This is a genomic window from Kribbella qitaiheensis (assembly GCF_042657745.1).
In the GTDB taxonomy this organism is placed as follows: Bacteria; Actinomycetota; Actinomycetes; order Propionibacteriales; family Kribbellaceae; genus Kribbella; species Kribbella qitaiheensis.
The window spans coordinates 630,922-656,932 of record NZ_JBHSKE010000006.1 but is presented as its reverse complement, the minus strand read 5'-3'; the positions used below and the strand labels follow the sequence as shown (position 1 = coordinate 656,932).

The window sequence follows — 26,011 nt, the reverse complement described above, 5'->3', positions numbered from 1 at the left end:
CTTGGACAGAAAGGCATGGCGCCATGCGGAAACTGATCTACGGCATGAACCTGACCCTGGACGGCTACATCGCCGCGCCCGGCGACGACATCGGCTGGGGCAGGCCTAGCGACGAGCTGTTTCAGTGGTGGCTCGACCAGGAGTTGGCGATCGGGCTGTTGATGTACGGGCGCAAGCTGTGGGAGGCGATGAGTTCCCACTGGCCGACCGGCGACCAGCAGCCCGACGCCACCCCGGCGCAGATCGAGTTCGCGCGGAACTGGCGGGACACGCCAAAGGTGGTGTTCTCCTCGACGATCGACAAGGTCGACCGGAACACCCGCCTGGTCACCGGCGACGCCGTAGCGGAGATCACCCGACTCAAGGCCGACGACGGCGAGCCGATGAGGGTCGGTGGCGCCACGCTCGCTGGGGCGGCCATGCGGGCCGGGCTGGTCGACGAGTACGAGATCGTCACCCATCCGGTGCTGGTGGGCGGCGGCACACCGTTCTACACCGCGCTGGACAGCTGGGTGAACCTGAACCTGGTGGAGACGCGAACGTTTCCCGGCGGCGTGGTCCTGACCAGGTACGAGACGAGGCGTTGAGCGCGATTCCCTTGCTGCTTGTCTGAGGGAGTGGCAGCATGCCCCGGAGCAAGGTCGAGCTGTTCGCTGCGACAAGGCAGGGCTCGCCACTCCTCGCCCTCACCCGATAGATGCCGATACCAGTCGAGACCGCGGCGGGGTCCAGGGATCAGCGGCAAGATGTTTTCGGCGCCGGGAGTCCTTGCGCGAGTGGAACGGTCCGGTGGACGGGTGAGGTGGCGGCCGAAACGATCTTGCCGCCCCTGGAAGCCGACGGTGGCTCGGCGCACACTCCCTGGCATCGGGTGAGGGGTTCCACCGGTATATGCCGTGGTGCGGTGTCGTGTGATCTGCGACGGGCGCTCTTGGCTGGTGGGCGTGGTTGCCGTGGCTCTCAGGATCAGGCCGCTAGCGAGTGGCCGCGCGGTCCGAGGACGGCGCCCCGCGCCGCCCGCAAGGACGTGCGCGGAGGCGCGGCGCTCGCGCCGCGCCTTGATCCACAAGAGCCAAACTCGGCAACTGGCCCCACGGCCGACCGACCACGTCAGGTCTCGTCGCAGTAGACCTCGACTGTCGTCGGTCGCGCCGACTCCAAGACGATCATTCCGGATGCTGGTTGACCACGTCGACCCACTCCGGCAACTCTCTCCCGTCGCCGGGGAACCACCACTCCGAGTGTGATCCCAGCGCCCGAAGCGGAGGCGCCGGCAGGTACCGGAGATCGCAGTGGAACTGCAGATACTCATCGGAGTCACGCAAGCCGAACTGCCTGGTGAGATCGAAGTGGAAGCGCGACTCGCCGGAGAAGTCATGGACCCCGAACTGGTACAGAAGCCCATCGGACTCCGGCTCCCGCGGCACATCAAACTCGATCCCGCTGAACGAGCCGAACAGCGTCCACGCCGTCGCCGCGGTCAACGACTCCATCGTCAGGCCCGCCCGACACACGAGCCTGCGAAATACCTCGGGCGAACCCCAACGACTCGGCGGACGATCCATCAGAAGAGACCCCCAACCCACTCAGGTGCTCGTGGATCATTTGCCAGCGGCCGTTGCGCTTGGTCATTGCGTTCGTGCCTCGTCCTTGCCCCTCGCGCCGCTCGCCGTTGGTGTAGCCCACCCAACGGAATCGGTACCGCACGACGGCACAATCGGGTGAGGCGAAGATCCACTGCACGTCGCTGATCGTGTAGACCTCGTCCTGGAGCGTGTCGCCGATGGCCTCGACCAACGGCTCGTCCTGATCGCGCTACGCCTCCAGGCGCTGAAGCAGTTCCGCCTTGGCAGATTGATTCATGTTGAGCATTCTCGGGCCGCCCAAGGCCAACGTGCACTCATCAGCCGCGATTCGCGCACATGCCGATGAGCTGCCGTAGGGGCGGTGCCGGCCAAGACCCTTGCGCCAATCGCGACCTCACTGCTGTTCACTGGTGTCGTGGTTGTGCAGGACCAGCGCCTGGGGATGGCGCACTTGGTCGATGGCGGGCGGGTGGCCTATGCCCTGACAGGCAGCGGGCCGTTCCTGCTGGTCGCGCCGGGATGGCTCAGTCATCTCGAGCTTGGATGGGCCATCCCTGCCGAGCGCATGTTCCACGAGTCGCTGTCGTCGGGCCGCACGCTGGTGCGCTACGACCGCCCTGGTTGTGGCCTCTCGGACGCCTACGACGGCCCTCGCACGATGGCGCTCGAGCTTGCCACGATCGCCGCGGTGACCGAGGCGCTCGGCGTTACCCGCTGTGAGGTCCTGGGCTGGTCGCTTGGCGCGGCGGTGGCCGCGCAGTGGGCCGCCGATCACCCGGAGAAGGTTTCGCGTCTGGTGCTGTACGGCGGCTGGGCGACCGGTGACGCCATCGGCGACGAGGACAGCAAGAGGCACATGCTCGGGCTGCTTGCCTCTCACTGGGGTCTGGGATCAGACCTGCTCACCGATCTCTTCGCACCCGAGGCTGATGCCGGCACCCGCCTCGCGCTCGCCCGCTACCAGCGCGCAGCCTCCTCGCCCGAGACAGCGGTCGCCTTGTTGCGTCTCGCTTACGCCCTCGACGTGCTTCCGAGCCTCGCGCGGGTGCAGGCGCCGACGCTGGTGCTGCACCGGAGAGGAGACCGAGCCGCTCCGTTCGACCAGAGCAGGGTGCTCGCCGACGCGATCCCGGGTGCCCAGCTTGTGGAGCTCGTGGGTCGCTCGCACCTTCCTGCCATCGGGGAGGTGGAGTCGCTGGTCGAACAGGTGCGACGCTTCCTCGGACTGCCACGGCTACGAAGGAACGTTCCCACGGGACTCACCGCCCGCCAGACAGAAGTCGCGGCCCTCGTGGCGGACGGCCTCACGAACCGCCAGTTGGCCGACCGTCTGGGCATCACCGAACGATCCGCCGAGTCGCACCTCGAGCGGATCCGGCTGCGGCTCGGGTTCAGATCTCGTTCCCAAGTCGCAGCCTGGTACGTCGCGCGACACCCACACAAGTGAGGTAATTCCACGGCTGCGCCGGGGACGGCCACCCCGCAGCATGGAGACATGTCCCGACGCCCTGCTCATCTCCTGCTCTCGGCCGCCGCCTGGTTGGGGTTCGTCGCTATCACCGTGTGGACGATGGCCTTTCTCGCTGACATGGTCGTCCCCAGGACCGTCGACGGACCCGACCGCACGACCACCGCTCGCGCGGTCGCCATCGACCTGGCGCTCCTGCTGCTCTTCGCCGTCCAGCACTCGGTGATGGCTCGTCGTCAGGTGAAGTCTTGGCTGAGTCGGCGGATCCCGACGGCGCTCGAACGCACTTTCTACGTGCTCGCCACAGACATCTGCCTCGCGCTGCTGCTGGTGCTCTGGCAACCCTGGGGTGGGCAGATCTGGCACGCCGAGGGGCGGGTCACGGTCATCGCCTGGTCGCTCTTCGCTGCCGGTTGGGCGCTGGCGATCACCGCGACGTTCGCGATCGATCACCTCGAACTCATGGGGCTGCGGCAGGCCGGATGGGCGGCCGCTCGAGACCCCGGTCCCACCTCTGCCCTCTATGTCGGCGGCCTCCACGCCGTCGTGCGGCACCCGTTGATGACGGGGCTGGTGCTGGCCTTCTGGGCGACACCACGGATGGGCGCATCGCATCTTCTCTTCGCCCTCGCCGCGACCGGCTACATCGCCGTTGGGGTCATGTTCGAGGAGCGCGACCTCCGCAACACGTTTGGAGCGTCCTACGACGACTACGCCGCCCGCGTCCCCGCCCTCGTGCCCAGACTTCCCATCCGGCGAGGCTCTAGAGCCTGACGGGCGCCCGGGATTCTCATCTGGGCGCGGGCATAGTGACACTGTGGCCGTGGGCAACTTGTCGCCCGGGGGCTCCTGGTGAGCACAGAAGGACGGCCGCTCAAGGTACGAGCTGACGTGGGACGGCCACACTTACTGACGCAAGACCTGGTCACGCATCGTGGCAAGCATGTCGTCCCAGTACTCGAAGATCGTGCTGCCGTGGCCCTTGCTGGATCGGATGACAACGGTCGAGTCGGGAATTCGCACGGCGAGCCAGTGGCCGTGCGCCGGCGGCACCATGCGGTCCAGCTCTCCGTACCAGAGCCAAGTCGGAACCCCAAGGCGTGTGGGATCGATATCCCAGTGTCCGCCCCAAGCGACGTTGTCGCGGGCATACCCGTCGTAACTCTGCAAGGCGTCGCGGAGATCCGCGGCCCAGCGTCGCTTGGCCTCTGCGTCGAGCCATCTGGTGTCTGCCGTGGGTGCGCCTCGGAAGAACTCCTCGACCATTGCCTCGTCAGACAGCCTGAGCATTCTGTTGTAGGCGATGCCTCCCTGGGCTCGGAAGCCTTTCAATGCTCCGGACACGTCCCCAGTGTCCGTGAGCGCGAGCAATGGGAGGTCGGGATCTTCAATGTCTGGCGGTTCTATCAGCCGCCACGGCCCGATGCCGGCTACGATCCCGACCGCCCGAACTCTTCCCTGGTCAGCAAGTCCCGTGGCGAGGGCGTAAGGACCTCCACCCGACGCGCCCAGCACGGCGAATGCGTCAATGCCCAAGGCTTCGGTCACCAGGAGCGTGTCGAGACCGACGGACGCGAGGCTGGGCGCGGTGTCGGTCGAACGCCCATAGCCTGGCCGATTGAACGAGACCAGCCGTACATTCTGCCGACGTGCCGCGTCGGCGCCGTGCACAGCCTGAAGCCGCCCCGAAGGTGTGCCGTGGTGGAACACGATCGGCACGCCGTTCGGATTGCCGCCCTCCCAGACTTGGAGTGCTCGGTCGTCAGGAAGGTTCACCAGGCGACTCCCAGCCTCATCCGCCATGGCATCGAAGATAGACCCAATGATGGCCGATCCTGCCTCTTGCGTGAGCCGTGCGGCGCAGCAGATCCGTCAATCGCACCCGGGCGTATGCGCCTGTGATCCGTCGCCACGCGGCAGGAATCGCTGATGTGTTCGCGGCTGCGGCTGACCACGTCGACGACGTCCAGGACGACGAAGACGACGGGCCAGACACGTCACCGTTCGTGTCGTGTTAGCAGAGGCGTTTGCAAGAACAGCCGCGGACAACGCGAAACCCCAGGTCATCCACCTGGTGACCTGGGGTTTTGCTGGCGCGCTCGGAGGGATTCGAACCCCCAACCTTCTGATCCGTAGTCAGATGCTCTATCCGTTGAGCTACGAGCGCCGGACAACGTTGGGTAACGATACACGGGCTGGGGGGCTGGGTGCCAATCGGGGGTTTGGTGCGGTTTGAGAGGGCTGTACTGCGCTCAGGGGGCGTCGGTGGGAGGGCCGACGCGCCGGGGTGAGTGGGGGTGGAAAGAGGGGTCGGGGAGGGGGTGTGGGCCATAGCATCCGGGGATGGATATCGGGGATTTGCTGGGCGGTAGGGATCTCAACGATGCGAAGAAGGCCGTCGGGTTCGTGATGGCGAACTCGGACGACTTCGAGAAGATCCTCAAGCGGCTGAACGACGGCAGCGGCACGATCGGTGACGTCGCGTCGGAGATCGAGAGCCTCGCGGGCAACCTGCAGAACCTGTCGGGCATCCTCGCGAACGTCGGCGAGGCGCTCGCCGACCTCGGCACGAAGCTGTCCGAGTCCGGCGGCTCCGTGAAGACGCTCATCAGCTGAACCCAGTGCGCGAGCAGCCGGGCCCGCTTCACAGCGATAGTCGCCGGGCTCCCAGGAGCTCGCCATCGGCGCACGCCCGCGCCAGAGACGGGTGTCGCTGGGAGCTCGGTTCCTCCCGGAAAGCACGGAACCAAGAACGGGTGGGTGACGTCCAACGCGCCGGGTCGCGCGTGGGTGACCGTTGATTGGTAAGGGAGGACCTCTGCGTGGCTAAGGTCGCGGGCATGGCGAGTCGACTGGTTCGGGGTACTGCGATCGCGTGCGGGGTGGCCGCGATCGCGGGCCTCGGGATCGGATACGCGCTGGGGGAACCGGTCAGTCCGGACGACATCCTCCCCGCGCGCAAACTACCGGCGGATCTCTGCGCCCGAATCGGCGACGTCCCCACCTTGTTGCCCAAGGCCACCAAACCCGGCCTCGTCCAGACCGGCACATCGACCGTCCACTGCAGCGCCAAGGCGGACGAGCAGACCCAGCCCACGCACACCTCCGTGGCGCTGACCATCAACATCACCCCGTACGCCGGCAAGGCCGCGGGCGCGGGTCAACCGCCGTTCACGCCGGCCACCGTGGCCCGGCAGACCTTCCAGCGCAAGCCTTGGCAGGAGGTCAAGGACCGACCCTTCCCGACCAAGCTGGACAAGCGGGGGGACCTCAGCCGGCAGGGCTGGCGGATCTCGGTGCTGGTACTGCGGGCCGACATCATCGTCCAGGTGGACTACACGGCCCACCCGATCGACGGGGGCGTCGCCGAGCAGGCCGCACTGGTTCTGGCAGAGCGCGCGATCTGGGAGGCGAAGTGAATCCCACCCCGCAGATCAACGGGTTCGAACTCGACCAGCGACTGTTCGGCCACCCGCTGGCGGAGATCTGGCGCGGCCGCTCGTTCACCGGCATGGAAGTCGTCGCCCTCGTCCTGAGCGAGGCCGGCTCGGCTGATCCGCAGGTCCGCGACCGCCTCGACCTGGCCAGCCGCGGCGCCGCGCTCCGACCGGGCCAGCAGGAGACCCCGCTCTGGGCGGCGAACCTCAGCACCGAGCGGCCGTACGCGATCACCCAGCTGATCCCCGGCCAATCCGGCGCCGAACGACTGCTGGATCCACTCGACGGACTTCTGGGGAACGACGAGGAGTCGCTGGCCGCGGTACGGAGCCAGTTGTCCCAGTACGGCGCTGCGCCACTGCCGCCGGCGGATCAACCGGCCGAAGTCCCGTCGTACGCGCCAACGCCGGAGACCACAGCGACGGCGGCTGCTCCGATGAACAAGATCGAGATGGCGAGGCAGGTCCGGCACAGGATCGGCCGGTGGACGTATCTGGTCGTCATTCTCATCGTGCTGCTCGTCTTCACCGTCCTGTACTCCGTGGGCGCCGCGATCGGTAGTGCCGTCAAGGAGCAGCCGCCGGTGGAAGGCCCCGCTGCCGCACCCGTGAGCCCGGGTCCGCTCCCCTCGCCGGCGCTCCTGCCGGGTGTTCCGAAGGCCGAGACCGCCGGCTATGCGCCACCAGTCCCGGCGGTGGGTCTGGTCGGCGCGACGTACGAGCGCGGAGCCGATGTGCAGGTGGTCGAGAACCTCGAGTTGCCGTTCGCGTTCGGCTGGCCGCGGCCGCCGATCACGGTCGACCTGGGCGAGTCGTCGTCGATGCTCTACCGGCGGGTGCTGACCGAGAAGAACCCCACCCAGTCCACCTTGGACGCGCGGATCGCGCTCCATCCGTGCAAGGACCTGGCGGCGTGCCTGGCCGAGCGAGCGGCGTTCGACAAGGAGTGGACGACCGCCTTCAAGACGCCGGTTCCGGCGACCGCGAAGGACGCGCGGACCTGGGTGACTGTGCGCAACGGGGCTCCGTACACGCTGACGATGACGCACACCTACACCAGCGCCGGCCGATCCTGGCTCGTCGGCGTGACCGTGACCGGCCTGACCGGCGAGGAGCCCGCCGTCCAGAAAGTCCTCAACGACATCTGGCGCCAAACGCAGTAGTCAGGAGCCTCATCAGCAACAGAAGTTGCTTCCAGACCAGCTGAGACCGGAGACCGGCCGCGCGATCACCGCGCGGCCGGTCTTTTTTACTGGGAAAGCCCTTGTCAGCGGAAATCTGTGACGGGCCTCACGTCTGAACGGTTTTCAGCACCCTCCGCAGTCGCGTACGGTTAGTACCACTTGCACACTGGTATACGCCCACTGGGCATACTGGTATGCGACAGATCACACCGCCAGCCAGCTGAATCGAACCGCCGGAGACCCCGGCGGCCGACGTCGTACCCCCTCAACGTCGAGGGTTCAAGCCGTCGGTCGATCGCGAGAGGGAATGAGCCGCCGATGACGACCACCGCCAGCCCTGCCCATACCGAATCCGTATCCGCAACGGCTGGCCTCAGCGCCGAGGCCGCAGCAACCACCCCCACGACCTTCGACCTGAGCAACGCGCCGACCGAGCACGCGGGCCTGCTGGCCTGGGTCGCCGAGGTCGCCGAGCTCACCCAGCCCGACCGGATCCACTGGGTGGACGGCTCGGACGCGGAGTACAAGGTGCTCACCGACGAGCTGATCGCCGGCGGCACGCTGGTCCGGCTGAACGACGAGAAGAAGCCGAACTCCTTCTGGGCCCGCACCGACCCGTCCGACGTCGCCCGGGTCGAGCAGCGCACCTTCATCTGTTCGGTCGACGAGGCCGACGCCGGCCCGACCAACAACTGGATGGCCCCGGCCGAGATGAAGGCCCTGATGACGGAGCTCTACCGGGGCTCGATGAAGGGCCGGACGCTGTACGTCGTGCCGTTCTGCATGGGCCCGCTGACGGCGGAGAAGCCGATGTTCGGGGTCGAGATCACCGACTCGGCGTACGTCGTCGCCTCGATGCGGATCATGGCCCGCACCGGGTCCGAAGTACTGGCGAAGATGGGCACCGACGCGAAGTTCGTGCCCTGTCTGCACTCCGTCGGCGCGCCGCTGGAGCCAGGTCAGACCGATGTGCCGTGGCCTTGCAACGACGAGAAGTACATCGTGCAGTTCCCCGAAGAGCGGACCATCTGGTCGTACGGCTCGGGCTACGGCGGCAACTCGCTGCTGGGCAAGAAGTGCTACTCACTGCGGATCGCCTCGGCGATGGCCCGCGACGAGGGCTGGCTGGCCGAGCACATGCTGATCCTGAAGCTGATCTCGCCGGAGAAGAAGGTCCACTACATCGCGGCCGCGTTCCCGAGCGCCTGCGGCAAGACCAACCTCGCCATGCTCGACCCGACGCTGGAGGGCTGGGAGGTCGAGACGCTCGGCGACGACATCGCCTGGATGCGCTTCGGCGAGGACGGCCGCCTGTACGCCGTGAACCCGGAGTTCGGGTTGTTCGGCGTCGCGCCCGGCACCGGCTGGAAGACCAACCCGAACGCGATGCGCACGATCGAGAAGGGCAACTCGGTCTTCACCAACGTGGCGCTGACCGACGACGGCGACGTCTGGTGGGAGGGCTACTCGCAGACCCCGCCGAACCACCTGACCGACTGGAAGGGCCGCGAGTGGACGCCGGAGTCCGGCGAGCTCTCGTCCCACCCGAACAGCCGGTTCTGCACCCCGATCAAGCAGTGCCCGATCATCGCCGACGAGTACGAGGACCCGAACGGCGTACCGATCTCGGCGATCATCTTCGGCGGCCGGCGCGCGACCACGGTGCCGCTGGTGACCGAGTCGCGGGACTGGGACCACGGCGTCTTCATGGGCGCGACCCTGTCGTCCGAAACGACCGCCGCGGCGGTCGGCGAGGTGGGCGTCGTACGGCGCGACCCGATGGCGATGCTGCCGTTCCTCGGCTACAACGCCGGTGACTACCTGAACCACTGGCTGACCGTCGGCAAGGACAACGACGCGGCCAAGCTGCCGAAGATCTTCTACGTGAACTGGTTCCGCAAGGACGAGGCCGGCAAGTTCGTCTGGCCGGGCTTCAGCGAGAACGGCCGCGTGCTCAAGTGGGTGATCGAGCGCCTCGAGGGTCAGGCGGCCGCGGTCGAGACCCCGATCGGGTACGTGCCGACCACCGACGCGCTCGACGTCACCGGGCTGGACCTCAGCGTCGAGGCCCTGCAGGTTGCGCTGAACGTGGACGACGAGGAGTGGAAGGCCGAGCTCCCGCTGATCGAGGAGTGGTTCGCCAAGCTCGGCGACAAGGTCCCCGCCACCCTCAAGCTCGAGCTCGACGGCCTCAAGGTGCGCCTGGGCTGAGCCTCCGGTACTCCGACAGCTGACCCGGAAGCCAGCCCGTCGGACTGCAAACGAAGCGCCCCGGCCCAGCCGGGGCGCTTCGCTGTTCCCGTACTGCGTCCGCCTGCCGCCCGCTCGCCTGGCCCGCCTCGAGAGGGTCTTGATAGAGCTGACGCGAGTCCTGATAGAGGATCGCAAGGAACGACCGGCGACCCTTGAACCCGGTTCAGGCGACGCCTTGGATCGTGAGGTGTTCACCCGTTCTCGACGAATCGACCAGCGACCCATCGGATGCCGTAGCTCGTATCCGGCACGCAGGACAGCGCTGGATTCGTCTCCATTGTTGCCATCCCTCGTCGACGCGGCCGACAGCGTCGAGCTCAAGATCTGCCTGATCGACGGCCAAGTCGGCCCGGCCGTCGCCGCGCTGGGGATCGATCTGCGCAAGGCACGACCGCAACAGGTCTTCTACCTCGACACGCCTGACCTGACCCTCCACCAGGCCGGACTGATCGTCCGCGCCCGCCAGTTCCACGACCGCAAGGACGATTCGGTCATCAAGCTGCGCCCCGTCACGCCTGACCGGCTCAGCGCCGACCTGCGGCACCTGACGGGTTTCAAGGTCGAGATCGACGTGACGCCCGGCGGATTCGTCTGCTCGGCTTCGTTGAAGCGCCGGCCGCAGGAAGGCGCGATCGCACAGGCTGTCGGCGGCACCCGGCGGTGGAGCCGGGTCTTCACCACTGAACAACGTCGGTTCTTCGATGAGTACGCACCCGACGGGCTCACGCTCGACGACCTCGGCGTACTAGGCCTGGTCCTGGCGCTGAGAGATCGGCAGCGGATCCCAGGCCTTCCCCATCCGCTTGTCGTGGATCTCTGGAGTTACCCCGGCGGTCGGCGCCTCCTCGAAATCTCCCGGCGAGTGCCGTCTGCCAAGGCCTTCGCAGCGATGGCCGAATGGCGGACGTTCATCACGAAGCACCATCTGCCGACCGACGGCAACGACGTGACCAAGACCGCGACGACGCTCCAACTGTTCGCCCATGGGTTGACCGAGCTCAGTCCGCGGTGACGGCCAGCGTGAAGGGCGAGGCAGGTGCAGCGCGCTTCGCAGTACTGCGGGGGCTGGCACCACGTGCCGGCCGGTTACGTCACCCGGATCACCGTCGATCGCATCACCGGCGTTGGTCCTTGGGCCAGCTGAACTGTCCGGAGCTCGCGAGTTGATCGACTGCAGCTCACGAGCTGATGGACTGCCGCTCGCGTGCCGTTGGTGCGCTCAGTAGTGGTGACTGAGTTGGTCGAAGGGGACCCGGCGGGTTTGTTCGTTGCCTGGGGGGTCCGTGTACTGGATCAGAGCTGTCCAGCCGTTGCCGCAGTGCAGGCGGCCGATCAGCCAGGCGGAGCGCCAGTCGTCGTGCACCAGAGCGTCGACGTGCGCGGGAAGTTCCAGTCCCAGGATCGATCGGAGGTCCAGCTCTGGCCGGACGGCCGAGTCCGTCATCACCACCACACCCTCTCGTGAGGCCTTCGAAGAGAACCGGCACCCCGTTCTCCGAACCGCGGCCTGAGGAACCGGGCGTCCCCGACACTACCCAGGCCGAAGCCGGTCGCGCGGCCTTCTGCGCATCGCGAAGTTGCCACGGAAGCGTTACGAAGAACCTCCCGTCAGGTGTTTCCCGGCACTAGGTTGGCCTGATGAAGGTTGGCGTGATGCTTCCAGTGGGTGGTTCGGACGGACCTGACGGGCGGATGCCTGAATGGGCCGACGTTCGCCGGATAGCGGAGTCGGCAGAGGAGGCCGGGCTCGACTCGGTCTGGCTCGCCGACCACTTCTTCTACCGGGCCCCCGACGGTACGACGTACGGCATGCACGAGGCGTGGACGCTGCTCAGCGCGGTGGCCGCGGTGACGGAGCGGGTGGAGCTCGGCACGATGGTGCTGTGCGCGTCGTTCCGCGACCCCGGGCTGGTCGCGAAGATGGCGGCGACGATCGACCAGGTCTCCGACGGCCGGCTGATCCTCGGAGTCGGCGCCGGCTGGCACGACCCGGAGTACGAGGCCAACGGGTTGCCGACCGATCACCGCGTCGGCCGGTTCGCGGAGTGGCTGGAGATCGTCGCGAGGATGGTCCGCGGCGAGACCGTCACCTTCGACGGCACGTATCACCAGGTCCACGAGGCGATGCTCGAGCCGCCCGCGCGCCGGCGGATCCCGATCCTGGTGGCGGCCCGGCAGCCGCGGATGCTGGACCTGACCGCGCGCTGGGCCGACTCCTGGAACACGGCGTGGTTCGGCGCCGTCGACGATCGGCTCAAAGGCCGGCTGCGCGACCTGCAGTCGGCGCTCGCGACCGCAGGGCGGCCGGAGGACGAGGTGACGAAGACGGTCGGCATCAGCGTCCGCGACCCCGAGCAGCCCGCGGTCCCGGAACCGGACGACCACGCCTTCGCCGGCACGGTCGACGAACTCGCCATGCTCTTCAAGGACTACGAGTCCCTCGGCGTCGAACACCTGATCGTCGGCATGGAGCCGATGTCCCCACGCTCAGTAGACCGCCTAGCCCAAGCCAAACACCTCGCCGCCAGCTAACCCGTACGTCGGTCTTGGAAGGCGAGCCGGCCGCCTGACCAGCTCGCGGCGGCCTGGTAGTCACGTGGGGGCGCAGTACCGGCAGAACGGCGAGAGCCGCCTGCGCGTTGGCGCTGGCGGCTCTCTGTACTGCGGAGGCGGGGGGATTTGAACCCCCGAGAGGGGATTACCCTCAACCCGCTTAGCAGGCGGGCGCCATCGACCGGACTAGGCGACGCCTCCTCCGACGGTCCCCGTGGGGACGCGACGACGGCCAAGACTATCCGGAGAGGTGGGTCGTGGGCAAAGCGGGTGGCAGTCGCCTTGGGTGTGTCGACCAGCACCCCTGTAATCTGGCCGAATCGACGGGGTCGGTAGCGTCAGGAATCGAATGAACGTCAACCAAGGAGGCCGTGCCGGCGTCTGAACAATCGAGGGTCGTCATCTCGGCCCGGCACGCCGTCACGTCGTCGATCAGGGAACGGAGCCATGTCGCGGAGCACTCGCGCAGCAGGACGCAGGTCCGCGCCTAGAGCCAGCCGAGCCCGTCACCGGTCGCATCGAGCCAGAACCACGTCGAAGGCGATGGGCCTGACGCTGCTCAGCGCGCTGATCCCGGGCCTGGGCTTCGTGCTCGGCGGCCGCGCCAAGCTCGGCGCGTTCATCATGACGCTGAGCGTCGGGTTGCTCGCGATCGGTGCCTACGTCGGCCTGACCAAGCGTGACTCGATCCTGGCCCTGGCGGTGGACCCGAGCCAGTTGCTGATCGCCACCTCCGGGGTGGTGCTGCTCGGCTTCTTCTGGATCTGCATCGTCGTCTCCTCGCACAAGCTGATCCGTCCGGTCAGCCTGACCGCGACCGGCCGGCTGGCGGGCTCCATGTTCGTCGGGCTGCTGTGCTTCGGCATCGCCGTACCGACCACCGTCGCCGCGCAGACCGTGATGGCGCAGCGCGACCTGGTCGGCAGCGTGTTCCAGTCGGAGGGCAACTCCAAGAGCGCCACCAGGCCCAAGGTCGAGGACAAGAAGGACCCGTGGGCGGACACCCCCCGGCTGAACCTGCTGCTCCTCGGCGCGGACGACGGCGTCGGTCGCGAGGGCACCCGCACCGACACGGTGATCGTGGCCAGCATCGACACCAAGACCGGCGACACCTCGCTGATCTCGCTGAGCCGGAACTTCATGCGGATGCCGTTCCCCGAGGACTCCCCGCTGCACAAGAAGTTCCCGGACGGCTACTGGGATCCGAGCCTCGGCAACGTCGAGCAGCCGGAGTTCTACCTGGACTCGATGTACGACAACATCCCGAAGAAGTACCCGCACATCCTAGGGCCGTCCGACAACGAGGGCGCGGACGTGATGAAGGTGTCGGTGGGCGAGGCGATGGGCCTCGACATCGACTACTACATGCAGGTCAACCTCAAGGGCTTCGAGCAGATCGTCGACGCGCTCGGCGGGATCACCGTCAACATCAACTACAAGGTCCCGATCGGCGGCGACTACGGCGAGGGCCCGGGGTCCAACAGCGAGCGCAAGCCGTCCGGGTACCTGGAGCCCGGCCCGAACCAGAAGCTGAACGGGCACGACGCGCTCTGGTTCGCCCGCGGCCGCTACGGCCTGAGCGACCCGTCCCGGCAGGAGCGGCAGCGCTGCACGATCCACGCGATCGTGAACAGCGCGAACCCCAAGACCCTGGTGACGAAGTACCAGGCGATCGCCTCGGCCAGCAAGCAGTTGCTGCGCACCGACATCCCGCAGGAGATCCTGCCGGCGTTCATCGACCTCGGCCTGAAGGTGAAGAACGCCAGCGTCTCCAACGTCGACCTGGACAAGAGCAAGAACTTCCCGACCGGCAAGAACCCCGACTACGAGGCGATGCGCGAGATCGTGCAGAAGGCGATCGAGCCGAAGACGAAGCCGGTCGCCTCGACGCCGTCCAAGGCGCCGTCCAGCACGTCGACCAAGAAGCCGGGCAAGCAGACCTCCACCCCATCCAAGCCCGAGGCCGGCACCCCGCAGAACCTGAACGACGCCTGCGCCTACGACCCGTCCCAGACCGGCAACTGACCCGTACTGCGAACAGCCCGCGGCGGGGGCGGTTCGCAGTACACGGCAGGAAGCTGTCGCCGGAGTGTGAGTGATCCCACGCCCCGGGGTCGGCCGGGCTATGGCGCCGATGAGATCCTTGCCCGATGCGTACGACGTACCGGATGCGGCCCGGGCGGTTCCTGGGGATCCCGGCCGCTGGGTTGATCATCCTTGGCGTGGCGGCGGTGCTTTGGGCATTCGGGGCGCCGGCTGCCGCGGTGGCGGTGTTCGTCACCCTGGGCGGGCTGATCGTGCTCGCCGGACTGTGGATCCTGCTCCGGCCGCCGGTGCTGCTGAAGTTGGGCGACGACCAGGTCGACGTACGCGGACTGCGGACCTCCTGGACCGACATCACCGAGGTGGGCCGGGTCGGCACCACCCAGGGCGAGGCGCTCGTGCTGCGGACGAAGCAGCCCGATCACTCGGTCCTGGTCCCGCTGCGCTGGCTTGCCCCGGCGCAGGTCGGCAGGCTCGAGACGGAGCTGCGCGAGCGGCTCAACAAGGCCCACGGTTACACCATCTGGGACGGGACTGCCGGTGAGCCGGACGACCGCGCAGAATGAGCTCATTCGTTTGAGCTGACAATGTGAACTGACAAGGGAGCCCGAAGACCGTGTTGTCGTTCGAGATGTCGTCCGAGGAACTGCTCGCCTACCAGGGGACGAACCCCCGGCCCGCGGATTTCGACCAGTTCTGGGAGAAGGCGCTGGCGGAACTGGCCGCAACCGACCCGGAGACCGAGTTCACCGAGGCGACGGACTTCCCGTTGCCGTTCGCACGGACCGAGCACCTCTACTTCACCGGCACCGGCGGCTACCGCGTGCACGCCAAGGTGATCCGCCCGCACCTGGCCGAAGGCCCCGCGGTACTCATGTTCCACGGGTACGGCGGTGAGCAGCCGAAGTGGGTCGACCTGCTGCCGTACGCCGCCCGCGGGTTCACCGTGGCCGCGCTGGATGTCCGCGAGCAGGTCGCGTTCCGGACGGAGTCACAGCAGGCCAACAGCTTCTCGCTGCGCAACCACCTCGTCGAAGGACTCGACGGCGGCCCGGAGAGCCTGCTGTACCGGCACGTGTTCCTGGACACCCGGCGGCTCGCGGACATCATCGGTGGCCTGCCCGACGTGGACGCCACCCGGATCGGCACCACCGGCTGGAGCCAGGGCGGTGGGCTAAGCCTGGTGTGCGCCGCGCTCACCCCGGGGATCAAGTACACGGCGAGCGTGTACCCGTTCCTGACCGACTACCAGCGCGCGTGGGAGCTCAACCTGGAGAGGGGGCCGTACGACGAGATCACCACCTGGTTCAAAAAGCGCGACCCCCTGCACCTGCGCGAGCAGGAGGTGTTCACCACCCTCGGCTACATCGACCTGCAGAACCTCGCGCCGCGGATCCAGGCCGAGGTGACGCTGTACGTCGGCCTCGAGGATCAGGTCTGCCCGCCGTCGACGCAGTACGCGGCCTACAACAAACTGACCACGGCCAAGCAGCTCCGCGTGTACCCGGACTTCGGTCACGACGACCTGCCGGGCGCCTTCGACGAGATCTTCCAGTCACTGAGTCAGAAGCTGTAGACAACCCCTTCGGTAGCCCCGCAGTACCCGCCACCACCTGATGATTGGTGAGTACTGCGCGGCCGCCTCGGGATTCCTCAGTTCGCTTCCTTGCCGACCCAGTAGTGCCAGGGTGGAGACGCCACTGGTGACCGGGTCAGACCGTCCGGCCAGGTGGCCGGCAGGTCGTGACTCCGAGCCGCGTACAGCACCACCTCCGATGCTGTGCGGTCCCCTCGCACGGCGACCCTGGCGGCTGTCTCGGCTCGCATGTCCGCGAGGTAGTGAATCGCCGGCAGGAACTCGGCACTGAGGCGGGGGCTGAGCCGGCCGACCGAGTCGTCGTCCAGCCTGACCTCCACCACCATCCGAGGTCTCTCGGAGAACCCGTCCTCCTCCTCGACCGCGTGCATGGTCCCGTAGGCCCAGCACTCGCCTTGCGGCCGGAAGAACGGCGCCAGCACGTCCGGATGCACCTCGCCGCCGGGCACCACGATCCCGCTGCCGGGCGGGAGCAGGTGATAGCTGCCCGGCGGTGGCAGGTTGACCGGGACCAGCATGTGCGGCTGGCCCAGCGCTACTGCCACGCTGGCGTGGAACTCGGTGCCCTGGTCGCCCTTGCCTTCCCAGTCCGCCGGTTCCCATTCACTGACCCACAAGTGGCAAGGCACCTGCGGTTGCAGGCCCTGTGCCACCAGTTCTGACAACACCGGCTGGTACCGGTGCGCGTCGTCCCTCGGCAGGTAGCCGACCACCTTGCCCTGCACCCGAACGGCAATCGAGCGCGGGTCGAAGCGGTTCTGCGGTTCCGGGACGAGCTCCGCAGTGGTGTCCAGGTCTGCGCCTCGAGCCGGGATGGGATCAGGAAAGAGCCGACGGATCGCCTGCTCGTGCGGAGCCTCCCGCACGACCTCCTGACCACACCACAAGGCATCTCCCCACAGACTGAACGGAATCGATTCCATCTGTGCCCTCCAGTCCCCGTTGACCGGTTTACTCGGCTCATCCCGTCCAGGACCCTGGCCGTTACACCGAGTGAGCGTATGAGAACTAGACTGCCCCAACCATAGCTGTTTCACGCATGGAACCATGACCTGTTGTGGAACGGTGTCCCGTCGGTCCGGACTCTGGACGTAGCGTGTCTTGTGCTGCGAGCAAATCGTTGGAGATCGTGCAGATGCACGGGAAGGAACGCCATGCAGGGCAGTGATTCAGTCGCTCGTTACACCGTCGACGCGGAGCGGATCGAGGACGCGGTCAAGCGTTTGGACGGGGTCGCGGTGCGCACCCCGTTGCAACGCAACCTGCGACTCTCCGCACGCACCGGCGCCGATGTCTGGCTGAAGCGGGAAGACCTGCAGATCGGCCGCTCCTACAAGCTTCGCGGCGCCTACAACCTGATCGCCCAGCTGGACGACAAGGCGAAGAAGGCAGGCGTCATCTGTGCCAGCGCAGGCAATCACGGCCAGGGCCTCGCGTACTCGTGCCACATCCTCGATGTGCACGGCCGCGTCTACGTGCCCAGGACGACACCGCGGCAGAAGCGGGACCGGATCGCCGCGCTCGGCGGCAGCCAGGTCGAGGTGATCATCACCGGCGACTCGTACGACGATGCCGCCGCGGCCGCTCTCGCCGAGGCGACCGAGACCGGCGCGACGCTTGTTCCCGCCTTCGACGATCCCCGAACCGTTGCAGGACAAGGGACTCTCGCGGTCGAACTGGTGGATCAGCTCGGCCACGCGCCCGACGTACTGGTGGTTCCCGTTGGTGGCGGCGGGTTGATCGCGGGCGTTGCGACCTGGCTGGCGGAGCGCCACCCCGGCGTGCGGGTTGTCGGAGTCGAGCCTGGCGGTGCGGCGAGCATGGCCGCGGCTTTGGCAGCAGGAGAACCGGTGACCTTGCCGCACCTGGACAGCTTTGTCGATGGCGCCGCGGTTCGGCGGGTGGGCGACGTGACGTTGCCGTTGGTCTCGGCGGCGGGTGTGGAGATGACGTCGGTGCCCGAGGGCCTGGTGTGCTCCGAGATGCTGGAGCTCTACCAGACCGACGGGTTGATCGCCGAGCCCGCAGGAGCCTTGTCTGCCGCGGCTCTGGGCAACGCCGTCGAGGTGAGGCCCGGTGACACGGTCGTCTGTTTGCTGTCCGGTGGCAACAACGATGTCAGCCGCTATGGCGAGATTCTTGAACGCTCGCTGGTACACGAGGGCCTGAAGCACTACTTCCTGGTGACCTTCCCCCAGGAGCCGGGCGCGCTCCGGCAGTTCCTCGACGGAGTGCTCGGCCCGGACGACGACATCACCCTGTTCGAGTACGTGAAGCGCAACAACCGCGAGACGGGTGTCGCGCTGGTCGGCATCGAGATCGGCCGGCCCGGCGACATTTCCCTCCTCTTGGAACGGATGGACGCCGCGCCGCTGGACATCGAACGGATCAAGCCCGACTCCGCCGAGTTCCGCTACCTGATCTGACCTCTTGGATGATCAGGGCGTCGGTAGGGACCAGACGTCAGCGATGGAAGGGTCATAGCCGGAAGCAGTCGCGTTGTGCTGGACCCGGATCCGCACGGTCTCACCGGTCAGCAACGCCGGATCGTCGACCACGAACTGGTAGGTCTCCAGCCCGGCGCCCGACTTGTTCATCACCCGGTGCTGGACGACCGTCCCGTTGACCTTGACCTCGTAGTCCTTCACCTGCGTCTTGTCGTACGTCTCCACCAGCCGCAGGACGAACGGTTGCAGAAACCGGATCCTCGCTCCCATCGACGAACCTCGCCGTCAGCCCGACCGGCGCCGCGTTCCCAGCCACCGGTACTGCGACCGGAACGCTGAGCGAGGTCTCTCCACCGGGCGCCAGCGTTACGGGGTTCGACGGAGCAGGCGTGATCCATCCCGCCGGCACGTCCACCTCGAGTCGCCCGGTCACGGGAGCGGCCGAGCGGTTCCGGACCGCGGCGGCCACGGTGGTCGTCGTACCGGGTTCGCCTGAGGCTGGGGTGGCCATGGCCGAGGTCAGGCCGATCGGGGCGGGCGCCACCGTGAACTTATAGGTGCCGGAGGCAACTGTCAGGGCGACGGTCGAGCCTTCGTCGACGACGTCGGTGTCTTCGGCGCGGTCGAGGCGACGTGGATTTCGTAGCGGGTCTGGGTGGTGCCGCGGCGGCTGCCGTCGAGCTGCCAGCTCAGGCGGGGCGCGCCGGCAGCGATACCGAGGGGGTTGGTGAGGTTGTTCGTCTTCAGGTTCTGGGGCACGGGGGATCGTGGGTGAGCAGGGGGTGCCGCGCTGGCAGGCAGCAGCGGGGTTAGGAGCAGGACCGCTGCCAGCAGGCAGGTCAGGCGGGAGCGAAGCGACATCGGGGCGGACTCCTCACAGAGACGGGCGGATCTGCAGGGGGAGAACAGGGGATGTGTCGTACTTCGAGGGAGGGGGTCGGTGGGACGCGAGTCAGTGGGAACGGTGTCGGTGCGCGCCCAGGGTGGACGGGCTCCGTGCGCGCGGCGGGGTCGGTGGGCGTCAGAGGAGGCCGCGGCGGGCGGCCCAGACGATGGCTTCCATCGCGGTGCCGAAGCCGAGGCGGTCGCAGGCGGCGCGGGTCCGGCGGCGCACGGTCCGCTCGGAGAGGTCGAGCCGTCGCGCTACCGACTCGACCGGCAGGCCGGTCGCGAGCAGCCGGAGGAGTTGGAGGTCGTCGTGGCTGATCTCGCGGTGGCGGGTCTCACCGTGTGGGGCCCACCGCGCTCTGGGCAGGGTCTCGTTGTGAAGGACGGTCATCCGGAACCTCCGAACACCCGGGACTCGGCGGCGTCCCAGTCGGCCGGTTTGCCCTGCGGCTCGTAGCGCCGCAGTTCGTGGGTCGCGCGCACCAGCGCGCGCATCGCGGTCAGGTCAGGCAGCGGAGCGCCCAAGGCGCGTGCCTGGACGAGCACGTTGCCCAGGGCGGACGCCTCCACCGGTCCGGCGAGAACTGGCAGGCCGCAGGCGTCAGCGGTCAGTTGGCAGAGCAGTTCGTTTTGGGAACCGCCGCCGATCACGTGCACCACGTCGATCTCGCGGCCGGCCACAGTCTGCGCCAGCCGGAGCGTGCGGCGGTACGCGAGCGCCAGGCTCTCGAGGATGCACCGGACGGTGGCCGCCTTCGATCGCGGCGACTCCTGCCCGGACCTCGCACAGAACTCCGCGATCCGGACAGGCATGTTGCCTGGGGCAAGGAAACTCGGATCGTCCGGATCGATCAGTACTGCGTACGCCGGCGCGGCGGCGGCCTCGCCCAGCAGCCCAGGCAGATCGTCGGTGCCCCAGACCCGCAGGCACTCCTGCAGGATCCACAGGCCCATCACGTTCTTGAGGAACCTGATCCGGCCGTCGACGCCGCCTTCGTTGGTGAAGTTCGCCTGCTGCGCTTCTTCGCTGAGGATCGGTTCGTCCAGTTCCAGCCCGGCCAGCGACCAGGTCCCCGAGGAGATGTAGGCGAACCGCTCCCCCTCGGCCGCAGGCACGGCTACCACCGACGACGCGGTGTCGTGCGAACCCACCGCGATCACGGGAGTCGCTGGATCCAGCCCGGTCTCCTCGGCCACCGCGGGCAGCAGTGGCCCGATCACTTCCCCGGCTTCCCGCAGCGCCGGCAACAACCTCACCGGTACTCCGGCCCGCGCGGCGAGTGTCTCACTCCAGCCGTGCGCGCGGACGTCGTGCAGCTGGGTGGTCGAGGCGTTCGTCGCCTCCCCGCTGAGCTTGCCGGTCAGCCAGTAGGCCAGCAGGTCCGGGATCATCAGCAGCGTCTCCGCCTGCTCCAGAGACCTCTCCGCCGCCAACTGGTAGATCGTGTTGAACGGAAGCTGCTGCAGTCCGGTCACGGCGTACAGCTCGTCGGCGGGGATCGTCCGCAACACCCGATCCATCACGCCGTCAGTCCGGGAATCCCGATAGTGCACGGGATTCCCGAGCAGCCTGCCGGCACCGTCGAGCAATCCGTAGTCGACCGCCCAAGAGTCGATCCCGACCCCGTCCAGGCCACCCGCGGCGCCGCCCGCCTCCGCGACGGCAGCCGCCTTCCGGAGACCGACCAGCATCTCGCGGTAGAGGTGGAGCACGTCCCAGTGCAGGGTTTCGCCTAGACGGACCGGGCCGTTCCAGAAGCGGTGGACCTCTGTCAGCTCCAGCTGGTCCGGGCCGACGCGGCCGAGCATCACCCGGCCGCTCGAAGCGCCCAGGTCCACCGCAGCCAGTCTCAGAGTCACCTGCCTCTCCTCCTGCTCACCGCGGGTCGACAACGGTGAGGTCGAGGTGGAGCAGGTCAGCGACCGCCTTCAGCTCGGCCACGCGATGGCCGGTGCCGAGAGCCCAGTGGTGCGCCACTCCGGAGGCCGACCACGCGTCGGTCCACTCTCCGGGGTCGCATCCGAAGTCGACGCGGGAGGTCGTGTTGCCGATCTGCAGCAGCGGCCCGGGAACGACCGTGCCCTCGGACGCGATCAGCTTGAACGACCCGTCCCGGAGCTGTCCGAGCCCGAGCGCCGTCACCGGTCCGTGCTTCACGTCGAACTCGACAGAGACACCCCAGCCACGCTTGCCGTGGTACACCCCGAGCCCGCGCAGCAAGGGCTTCTTCGCGCTGATGGCGAGGTGGGCGGGGCCGTCGTGACCCATCTCGACCACGTTGTCGTTGAAGTTCAGCGCCTGCAGTTCGGTGAAGGAACCACCGCCGCCGAGCTTGTCCATCACCAGCATCGCCAGCGAGGTGCGCAGCTCGTACTCACCCGCGGCCGGGACTCCCCGAGCTGTCAGCAACGAGGCGCCGAGGATCATCCCGGCGGCGACCCGTTCGTGCGCCTCGCCGTCGAGTCCACGGTGGTAGTAGGCGAGCGTGTCGAGCTCGAAGTCCTCGACCAGCCGGTCCAGCGCGACCGAGACGGTGGCACCCCAGCGGAAGTCGTCCTCGACCACGGAATCGTCCAGTGTGAAGACGTCCTGCGCGACCTTCATCCGGGCTTCGGTCTCGGCCTCGGTGACCTTCTCCACGCGGACTCTCAGGTCGTCGATCTCCAGGATCTCGACGTGTCCGCCGAGCTGCGCGGAGACCAGGGTCGGGTCGGAGATCACGTCCATCATGCCGGGGTAGAGATGCCCGAGCAGGCCGTGCCGCCCGTGGCGCAACGCTGCCCTGACTCCAGCGGCCTTGAGCCACCGCTCGATCCGAGCCCACGCGCGCTCGTCCTCGACGTACCCGGAGACCGAGCGGAAGTCGATGCCGCAGCGCTCGAAGGCGTTCGCCATCTCCGGCAGCGGGCAGGCGCCGCAGTACGCGAGCCAGGCGCCGGTGTCGAACGACGCATGGTCCATCGCCCCGGTCGGCTGCAGGTTGAGCAGCAGGACCGGAGCACCGCTGCGCTGAGCAACCGGGACCAGCATCGACGCGGTCATATAGGTGGTCAGGAACCCGACGATCAGGTCGCAGTCGGCCAGCCTCAGCTTCTCGGCTGCTGCGGCTCCCTCGGAAGCGTCGGAGATGAAGCCGACGTCCACCACCTCGCAGTCGAGCTCGGAGAACCGCTCCGACACCCGACGCGCCGAGGCCTGCAACTGGGGCAACAACTCGGGGAACTGCGGCCAGTACGCGCCCAGCCCACCCGCGACCAGGCCGATCCGGGTCTTGCGCGACTCGACCCACGGCAGTACGCCGTTCCCGTCGACCGAGCGGCTCGGGTCACTGCTCCACATGGTGATTCCTCCTCAGCGCAGGAAAGCGGCGGCTACGCCGGCGTCGACGGGTACGTGCAGGCCGGTGGTGTGGGACAGGTCCCCCGCGGCCAGAGCGAAGACAGCGGCGGCCACGTGCTCCGGCAGCACCTCGCGCTTGAGCAGCGTGCGCTGCGCGTAGAACGCGCCCAGCTCCGACTCGGGTATGCCGTACACCGCGGCGCGCTGGGCGCCCCAGCCCTTGGCGAAGATGCCCGAACCGCGGACCACGCCGTCGGGGTTCACCCCGTTGACGCGGATCCCGTACTCCCCGAGCTCGGCCGCGAGCAGGCGGACCTGGTGCGCCTGGTCCGCCTTGGCGGCGCCGTACGCGACGTTGTTCGGGCCGGCGAAGACCGCGTTCTTGCTCGAGATGTAGACGATGTCGCCGCCGATGCCCTGGTCGATGAGGACCTTCGCGGCCGCGCGGGAGACGAGGAACGAACCCTTCGCCATCACGTCGTGCTGCAGGTCCCAGTCCTTCTCGGTCGTCTCCAGCAGCGGCTTGGAGATCGAGAGACCGGCGTTGTTGACGACCAGGTCGACGCCACCGAAGGCCAGCACGGCCTCCCGCATCGCTCGGTCGACCGCGTCCCCGTTCGACACGTCGGCGCTCACGGCAATGGCTTGGTCAGTACTGCCGATCTCCTTGGCGACCGCTTCGGCCGCGGCCACGTCGAGGTCGGCGACGACCACGCACGCGCCCTCCGCGGCGAGCCGGTGGGCGATGGCCTTGCCGATCCCGGAACCACCGCCGGTCACGAACGCGACCCGGGTGGCCAGCGGCTTCGGCTTCGGCATCCGCTGCAGCTTGGCCTCCTCGAGCGCCCAGTACTCGATCCGGAACTTCTCGCTCTCGTCGATCGGCGCGTACGTCGAGACGGCCTCGGCGCCGCGCATCACGTTGATCGCGTTGACGTAGAACTCACCGGCGACCCGGGCGGTCTGCTTGTCCTTGCCGAAGCTGAACATGCCGATCCCGGGTACGAGCACGATCGCCGGGTCGGCGCCGCGCATCGGCGGGCTGTCCGGCGTCGCGTGCCGGTCGTAGTAGGCCGCGTAGTCCTCGCGGTACCGCAGGTGCAGCTCCCGCAGCCTGGTGGACGCCTCCTCGATCGAAACCGTGGGCGGCAGGTCCAGGACGAGCGGCCGAACCTTGGTTCGGAGGAAGTGGTCCGGGCAGGACGTGCCGAGCGCGGCCAACTCCGCCAGCCGCTGCCGAGCCGTGAACTCCAGCACCCCGTCGGAGTCGGTGAAGTGCCCGACCTGCGGGTTATCCGTCGACGCCAGCCCACGGATCAGCGGCGCCAACCCAGCAGCCCGCTCCCTCCGCTCAGCCGGCGGCAATGCCTCGAACCCCGGTACTACGGGTCCGAACGGCTCGGGCTTTCCGTTCTGTGCGAGGAAGAGCTCGGCGGTGCGGATGATCTCCAGCGAGTTCGCCTCGCACTCCGCGGAGGTGGCACCCCAGGCGGTGATGCCGTGACCGCCCAGGATGACGCCGATCGCCTGCGGGTTGTCCTTCTTCACCTGGGCGATGTCCAGGCCGAGCTGGAAACCGGGCCGCCGCCACGGCACCCACACGACCCGATCACCGAAGCACTCGGCCGTCAGCTTCTCGCCGTCGGCCGCAGTGGCCAGCGCGATCCCGGAGTCCGGGTGCAGGTGATCCACGTGTGGCGCGTCGACCAGACCGTGCATGGCGGTGTCGATCGAGGGCGCGGCTCCACCCTTGCCGTGCAGGCAGTAGTCGAACGCCGCGACCATCTCGTCCTCACGGTCCACCCCCGGGTAGACCTCGACGAGCGCGTTCAGCCGGTCCTGTCGCAGTACGGCCAAGCCTCCGGCGGTGAGGGTTCCGAGGTCGCCTCCAGAGCCCTTCACCCAGACGAGGTCCACCGGCTGCTGGGTCACCGGGTCGGTGGCCGTGCCCTTGGCGGACGTGTTGCCGCCGGCGTAGTTGGTGTTGCGCGGGTCGGCACCCAGTCTGTTGCTACGCGCAACGAGTTCGACTGGGGTGCTTGGGGCGTCCGACACAGTCATGCTCCCCATCCGGCCTGCTGGCCGTCGGCTCGGTCCTTGCTGATCTGCTCGAAGTAGCCGGTGCGGTGGTAGGCGGCGACCGGATCCGGGTCCAGCCCCTGCGCCGTCCGCAGGTCGGCCAGCAGCGGCCGGACGTCGGTGTTGAAGGCGTCCATCAGCGCCGCGTTCGCGGCCAGCACGTCACCTTCCTGCTGGGCCTTGCGAAGGGCGTCGCGGTCGACCAGCAGCGCCTTCGCGGTGGCCTCCTGGACGTTCATCACCGAGCGGATGATCGCCGGGATCTTCGCTTCGATGTTGTGGCACTGGTCGAGCATGAAGGCGATCCCGCGGTCCGGGTCGAGCGCGTCACCACGGACGATCTCGTTCATGATCCGGAACAGCTGGAACGGGTCCGCCGCTCCCACCATCAGGTCGTCGTCGGCGTAGAACCGGCTGTTGAAGTCGAACGCGCCGAGCTTCCCGGCCCGCAGCAGGAACGCGACGATGAACTCGATGTTCGTGCCCGGCGCGTGGTGCCCGGTGTCGATGCATACGGTCGCCTTCGGCCCCAGCTCCAGGCAGTGCGCATACGACGTGCCCCAGTCCGGCACGTCCGTGGCGTAGAAGGCCGGCTCGAAGAACTTGTACTCGAGCAGCAGCCGCTGGTTGTCGCCGAGCCGCTCGTACACCTCGTGCAGTGCTTCCGAGAGCCGGTCCTGCCGCTCCCACAGGTCGTCCTGCCCGGGATAGTTCGTGCCGTCGGAGAACCACAGCTTCAGGTCGCGCGACCCGGTGGCGTCCATGATGTCGACGCACTCGAGCAGGTGGTCGGTCGCCTTCCGCCGGATCCGCGGGTCCGGGTTGGTGACGCTGCCGAGCTTGTAGTCGTCATCCTGGAAGACGTTGCTGTTGATCGCGCCCAGCCGGACGCCCTGCTCCTTGGCGTAGGCCGCCAGCTCGGCGTAGTCGTCGACCTTGTCCCACGGGATGTGCAGGGCGACGCTCGGCGCCACCCCGGTGTGCTTGTGCACGACCGCGGCGTCGGCGATCTTCTCCTGCGGGGAGCGGGGCACGCCCGGCTGGCTGAACACCTTGAACCGGGTCCCCGAGTTGCCGAACGCCCACGAGGGCAGCTCGATCTCCTGACGGCTGAGGGCATCAGTCACGCTGGTCAT

25 protein-coding genes and 2 tRNA genes are annotated in these 26,011 nt (G+C 67.9%); 13 read left to right on the top strand and 14 right to left on the bottom strand.

Annotated elements, in window-relative coordinates:
- The first annotated feature begins 23 nt into the window (after positions 1-23).
- Entirely contained in the window at positions 24-587 is a 564-nt protein-coding gene (locus ACFPJ1_RS07685) for a dihydrofolate reductase family protein (protein ID WP_380102378.1), read from the top strand.
- Between the two features lie 579 nt (positions 588-1,166).
- On the opposite strand, the gene ACFPJ1_RS07680 is transcribed toward ACFPJ1_RS07685, so the two are convergent.
- Together ACFPJ1_RS07680 and ACFPJ1_RS07675 are read right to left on the bottom strand one after the other, a co-directional pair.
- On the bottom strand, positions 1,167-1,493 hold the full coding sequence (locus ACFPJ1_RS07680) for a hypothetical protein (protein WP_380102380.1): 327 nt from the start codon (positions 1,491-1,493) through the stop codon (positions 1,167-1,169).
- Positions 1,429-1,797, bottom strand: coding sequence for a DUF4440 domain-containing protein (locus ACFPJ1_RS07675; RefSeq protein ID WP_380102366.1), 369 nt, complete (start codon positions 1,795-1,797; stop codon positions 1,429-1,431). Before ACFPJ1_RS07675 ends, ACFPJ1_RS07680 begins: the two co-directional genes overlap by 65 nt.
- Before the next feature lie 204 nt (positions 1,798-2,001).
- Between ACFPJ1_RS07675 and ACFPJ1_RS07670 the strand changes: the two genes are divergently transcribed.
- Together ACFPJ1_RS07670 and ACFPJ1_RS07665 are read left to right on the top strand one after the other, a co-directional pair.
- Positions 2,002-3,033 carry an alpha/beta fold hydrolase gene (locus ACFPJ1_RS07670; protein ID WP_380102365.1) on the top strand — a complete coding sequence of 344 codons (1,032 nt, stop codon included), beginning with the start codon at positions 2,002-2,004 and terminating at the stop codon, positions 3,031-3,033.
- Positions 3,034-3,081: 48 nt separating this feature from the next.
- A complete protein-coding gene (locus tag ACFPJ1_RS07665) occupies positions 3,082-3,828 on the top strand; it encodes a methyltransferase family protein (RefSeq protein WP_380102364.1) in 747 nt (248 codons plus the stop codon).
- A 132-nt stretch (positions 3,829-3,960) separates the two neighbouring features.
- Here ACFPJ1_RS07665 and ACFPJ1_RS07660 read toward each other — a convergent pair whose 3' ends face one another.
- Together ACFPJ1_RS07660 and ACFPJ1_RS07655 are read right to left on the bottom strand one after the other, a co-directional pair.
- Positions 3,961-4,857 carry an alpha/beta fold hydrolase gene (locus ACFPJ1_RS07660; RefSeq protein ID WP_380102363.1) on the bottom strand — a complete coding sequence of 299 codons (897 nt, stop codon included), beginning with the start codon at positions 4,855-4,857 and terminating at the stop codon, positions 3,961-3,963.
- Between the two features lie 288 nt (positions 4,858-5,145).
- Positions 5,146-5,221: transfer RNA gene (locus ACFPJ1_RS07655), tRNA-Arg, on the bottom strand.
- 176 nt (positions 5,222-5,397) lie between these two features.
- Here ACFPJ1_RS07655 and ACFPJ1_RS07650 point away from each other — a divergent pair.
- The 5 genes from ACFPJ1_RS07650 (at position 5,398) to ACFPJ1_RS07630 (ending at position 10,940) form a co-directional block, all read left to right on the top strand.
- Positions 5,398-5,670 (top strand): Mce/MlaD family protein, encoded by a 273-nt coding sequence (locus ACFPJ1_RS07650; protein ID WP_380102362.1) that lies wholly within the window; start codon positions 5,398-5,400, stop codon positions 5,668-5,670.
- A gap of 224 nt (positions 5,671-5,894) precedes the next feature.
- The gene (locus ACFPJ1_RS07645; RefSeq protein WP_380102361.1) at positions 5,895-6,473 is read left to right on the top strand and encodes a hypothetical protein; all 579 of its coding nucleotides are present in this window, start codon (positions 5,895-5,897) and stop codon (positions 6,471-6,473) included.
- Positions 6,470-7,654, top strand: a complete 1,185-nt coding sequence (locus ACFPJ1_RS07640) for a hypothetical protein (protein WP_380102360.1) — start codon at positions 6,470-6,472, stop codon at positions 7,652-7,654. The genes ACFPJ1_RS07645 and ACFPJ1_RS07640 overlap by 4 nt, the downstream gene beginning before the upstream one ends.
- Before the next feature lie 339 nt (positions 7,655-7,993).
- Positions 7,994-9,886 (top strand): phosphoenolpyruvate carboxykinase (GTP), encoded by a 1,893-nt coding sequence (locus ACFPJ1_RS07635; RefSeq protein WP_380102359.1) that lies wholly within the window; start codon positions 7,994-7,996, stop codon positions 9,884-9,886.
- A 322-nt stretch (positions 9,887-10,208) separates the two neighbouring features.
- Positions 10,209-10,940, top strand: coding sequence for a CYTH domain-containing protein (locus ACFPJ1_RS07630; protein WP_380102358.1), 732 nt, complete (start codon positions 10,209-10,211; stop codon positions 10,938-10,940).
- Between the two features lie 207 nt (positions 10,941-11,147).
- Here ACFPJ1_RS07630 and ACFPJ1_RS07625 read toward each other — a convergent pair whose 3' ends face one another.
- The gene (locus ACFPJ1_RS07625; RefSeq protein WP_380102356.1) at positions 11,148-11,372 is read right to left on the bottom strand and encodes a hypothetical protein; all 225 of its coding nucleotides are present in this window, start codon (positions 11,370-11,372) and stop codon (positions 11,148-11,150) included.
- Between the two features lie 194 nt (positions 11,373-11,566).
- Here ACFPJ1_RS07625 and ACFPJ1_RS07620 point away from each other — a divergent pair, with 194 nt between their 5' ends.
- Positions 11,567-12,460: an LLM class flavin-dependent oxidoreductase gene (locus ACFPJ1_RS07620; protein WP_380102355.1), complete on the top strand. Its 894-nt coding sequence runs from the start codon at positions 11,567-11,569 to the stop codon at positions 12,458-12,460.
- Between the two features lie 132 nt (positions 12,461-12,592).
- Here the strand turns inward: ACFPJ1_RS07620 and ACFPJ1_RS07615 are convergent.
- A tRNA-Ser gene (locus ACFPJ1_RS07615) sits at positions 12,593-12,682 on the bottom strand.
- 342 nt (positions 12,683-13,024) lie between these two features.
- Between ACFPJ1_RS07615 and ACFPJ1_RS07610 the strand changes: the two genes are divergently transcribed.
- The 3 genes from ACFPJ1_RS07610 to ACFPJ1_RS07600 all read left to right on the top strand — a co-directional run bounded on the left by ACFPJ1_RS07610 (position 13,025) and on the right by ACFPJ1_RS07600 (position 16,100).
- Positions 13,025-14,506: an LCP family protein gene (locus ACFPJ1_RS07610; protein WP_380102354.1), complete on the top strand. Its 1,482-nt coding sequence runs from the start codon at positions 13,025-13,027 to the stop codon at positions 14,504-14,506.
- 125 nt (positions 14,507-14,631) lie between these two features.
- A complete protein-coding gene (locus tag ACFPJ1_RS07605; protein WP_380102353.1) occupies positions 14,632-15,090 on the top strand; it encodes a hypothetical protein in 459 nt (152 codons plus the stop codon).
- A 50-nt stretch (positions 15,091-15,140) separates the two neighbouring features.
- Positions 15,141-16,100 carry an acetylxylan esterase gene (locus ACFPJ1_RS07600; protein ID WP_380102352.1) on the top strand — a complete coding sequence of 320 codons (960 nt, stop codon included), beginning with the start codon at positions 15,141-15,143 and terminating at the stop codon, positions 16,098-16,100.
- 77 nt (positions 16,101-16,177) lie between these two features.
- Here ACFPJ1_RS07600 and ACFPJ1_RS07595 read toward each other — a convergent pair whose 3' ends face one another.
- Positions 16,178-17,044, bottom strand: coding sequence for an HIRAN domain-containing protein (locus ACFPJ1_RS07595; protein WP_380102351.1), 867 nt, complete (start codon positions 17,042-17,044; stop codon positions 16,178-16,180).
- A 231-nt stretch (positions 17,045-17,275) separates the two neighbouring features.
- Here ACFPJ1_RS07595 and ilvA point away from each other — a divergent pair, with 231 nt between their 5' ends.
- Entirely contained in the window at positions 17,276-18,547 is a 1,272-nt protein-coding gene (gene ilvA, locus ACFPJ1_RS07590) for a threonine ammonia-lyase IlvA (RefSeq protein WP_380102350.1), read from the top strand.
- Between the two features lie 12 nt (positions 18,548-18,559).
- Here ilvA and ACFPJ1_RS07585 read toward each other — a convergent pair whose 3' ends face one another.
- The 7 genes from ACFPJ1_RS07585 to rhaI all read right to left on the bottom strand — a co-directional run bounded on the left by ACFPJ1_RS07585 (position 18,560) and on the right by rhaI (position 26,011).
- Entirely contained in the window at positions 18,560-18,838 is a 279-nt protein-coding gene (locus ACFPJ1_RS07585; RefSeq protein ID WP_380102349.1) for a hypothetical protein, read from the bottom strand.
- Between the two features lie 303 nt (positions 18,839-19,141).
- Positions 19,142-19,429, bottom strand: a complete 288-nt coding sequence (locus tag ACFPJ1_RS07580) for a glycoside hydrolase family 78 protein (protein WP_380102347.1) — start codon at positions 19,427-19,429, stop codon at positions 19,142-19,144.
- 160 nt (positions 19,430-19,589) lie between these two features.
- Positions 19,590-19,847 (bottom strand): LuxR C-terminal-related transcriptional regulator, encoded by a 258-nt coding sequence (locus tag ACFPJ1_RS07575; RefSeq protein ID WP_380102346.1) that lies wholly within the window; start codon positions 19,845-19,847, stop codon positions 19,590-19,592.
- Positions 19,844-21,316, bottom strand: coding sequence for a rhamnulokinase (locus ACFPJ1_RS07570; RefSeq protein ID WP_380102344.1), 1,473 nt, complete (start codon positions 21,314-21,316; stop codon positions 19,844-19,846). Before ACFPJ1_RS07570 ends, ACFPJ1_RS07575 begins: the two co-directional genes overlap by 4 nt.
- A 16-nt stretch (positions 21,317-21,332) precedes the next feature.
- Positions 21,333-22,796, bottom strand: coding sequence for an arabinose isomerase (locus ACFPJ1_RS07565; protein ID WP_380102343.1), 1,464 nt, complete (start codon positions 22,794-22,796; stop codon positions 21,333-21,335).
- A 12-nt stretch (positions 22,797-22,808) separates the two neighbouring features.
- The gene (locus tag ACFPJ1_RS07560) at positions 22,809-24,857 is read right to left on the bottom strand and encodes a bifunctional aldolase/short-chain dehydrogenase (protein ID WP_380102341.1); all 2,049 of its coding nucleotides are present in this window, start codon (positions 24,855-24,857) and stop codon (positions 22,809-22,811) included.
- Entirely contained in the window at positions 24,854-26,011 is a 1,158-nt protein-coding gene (gene rhaI, locus ACFPJ1_RS07555; RefSeq protein WP_380102340.1) for an L-rhamnose isomerase, read from the bottom strand. The genes ACFPJ1_RS07560 and rhaI overlap by 4 nt, the downstream gene beginning before the upstream one ends.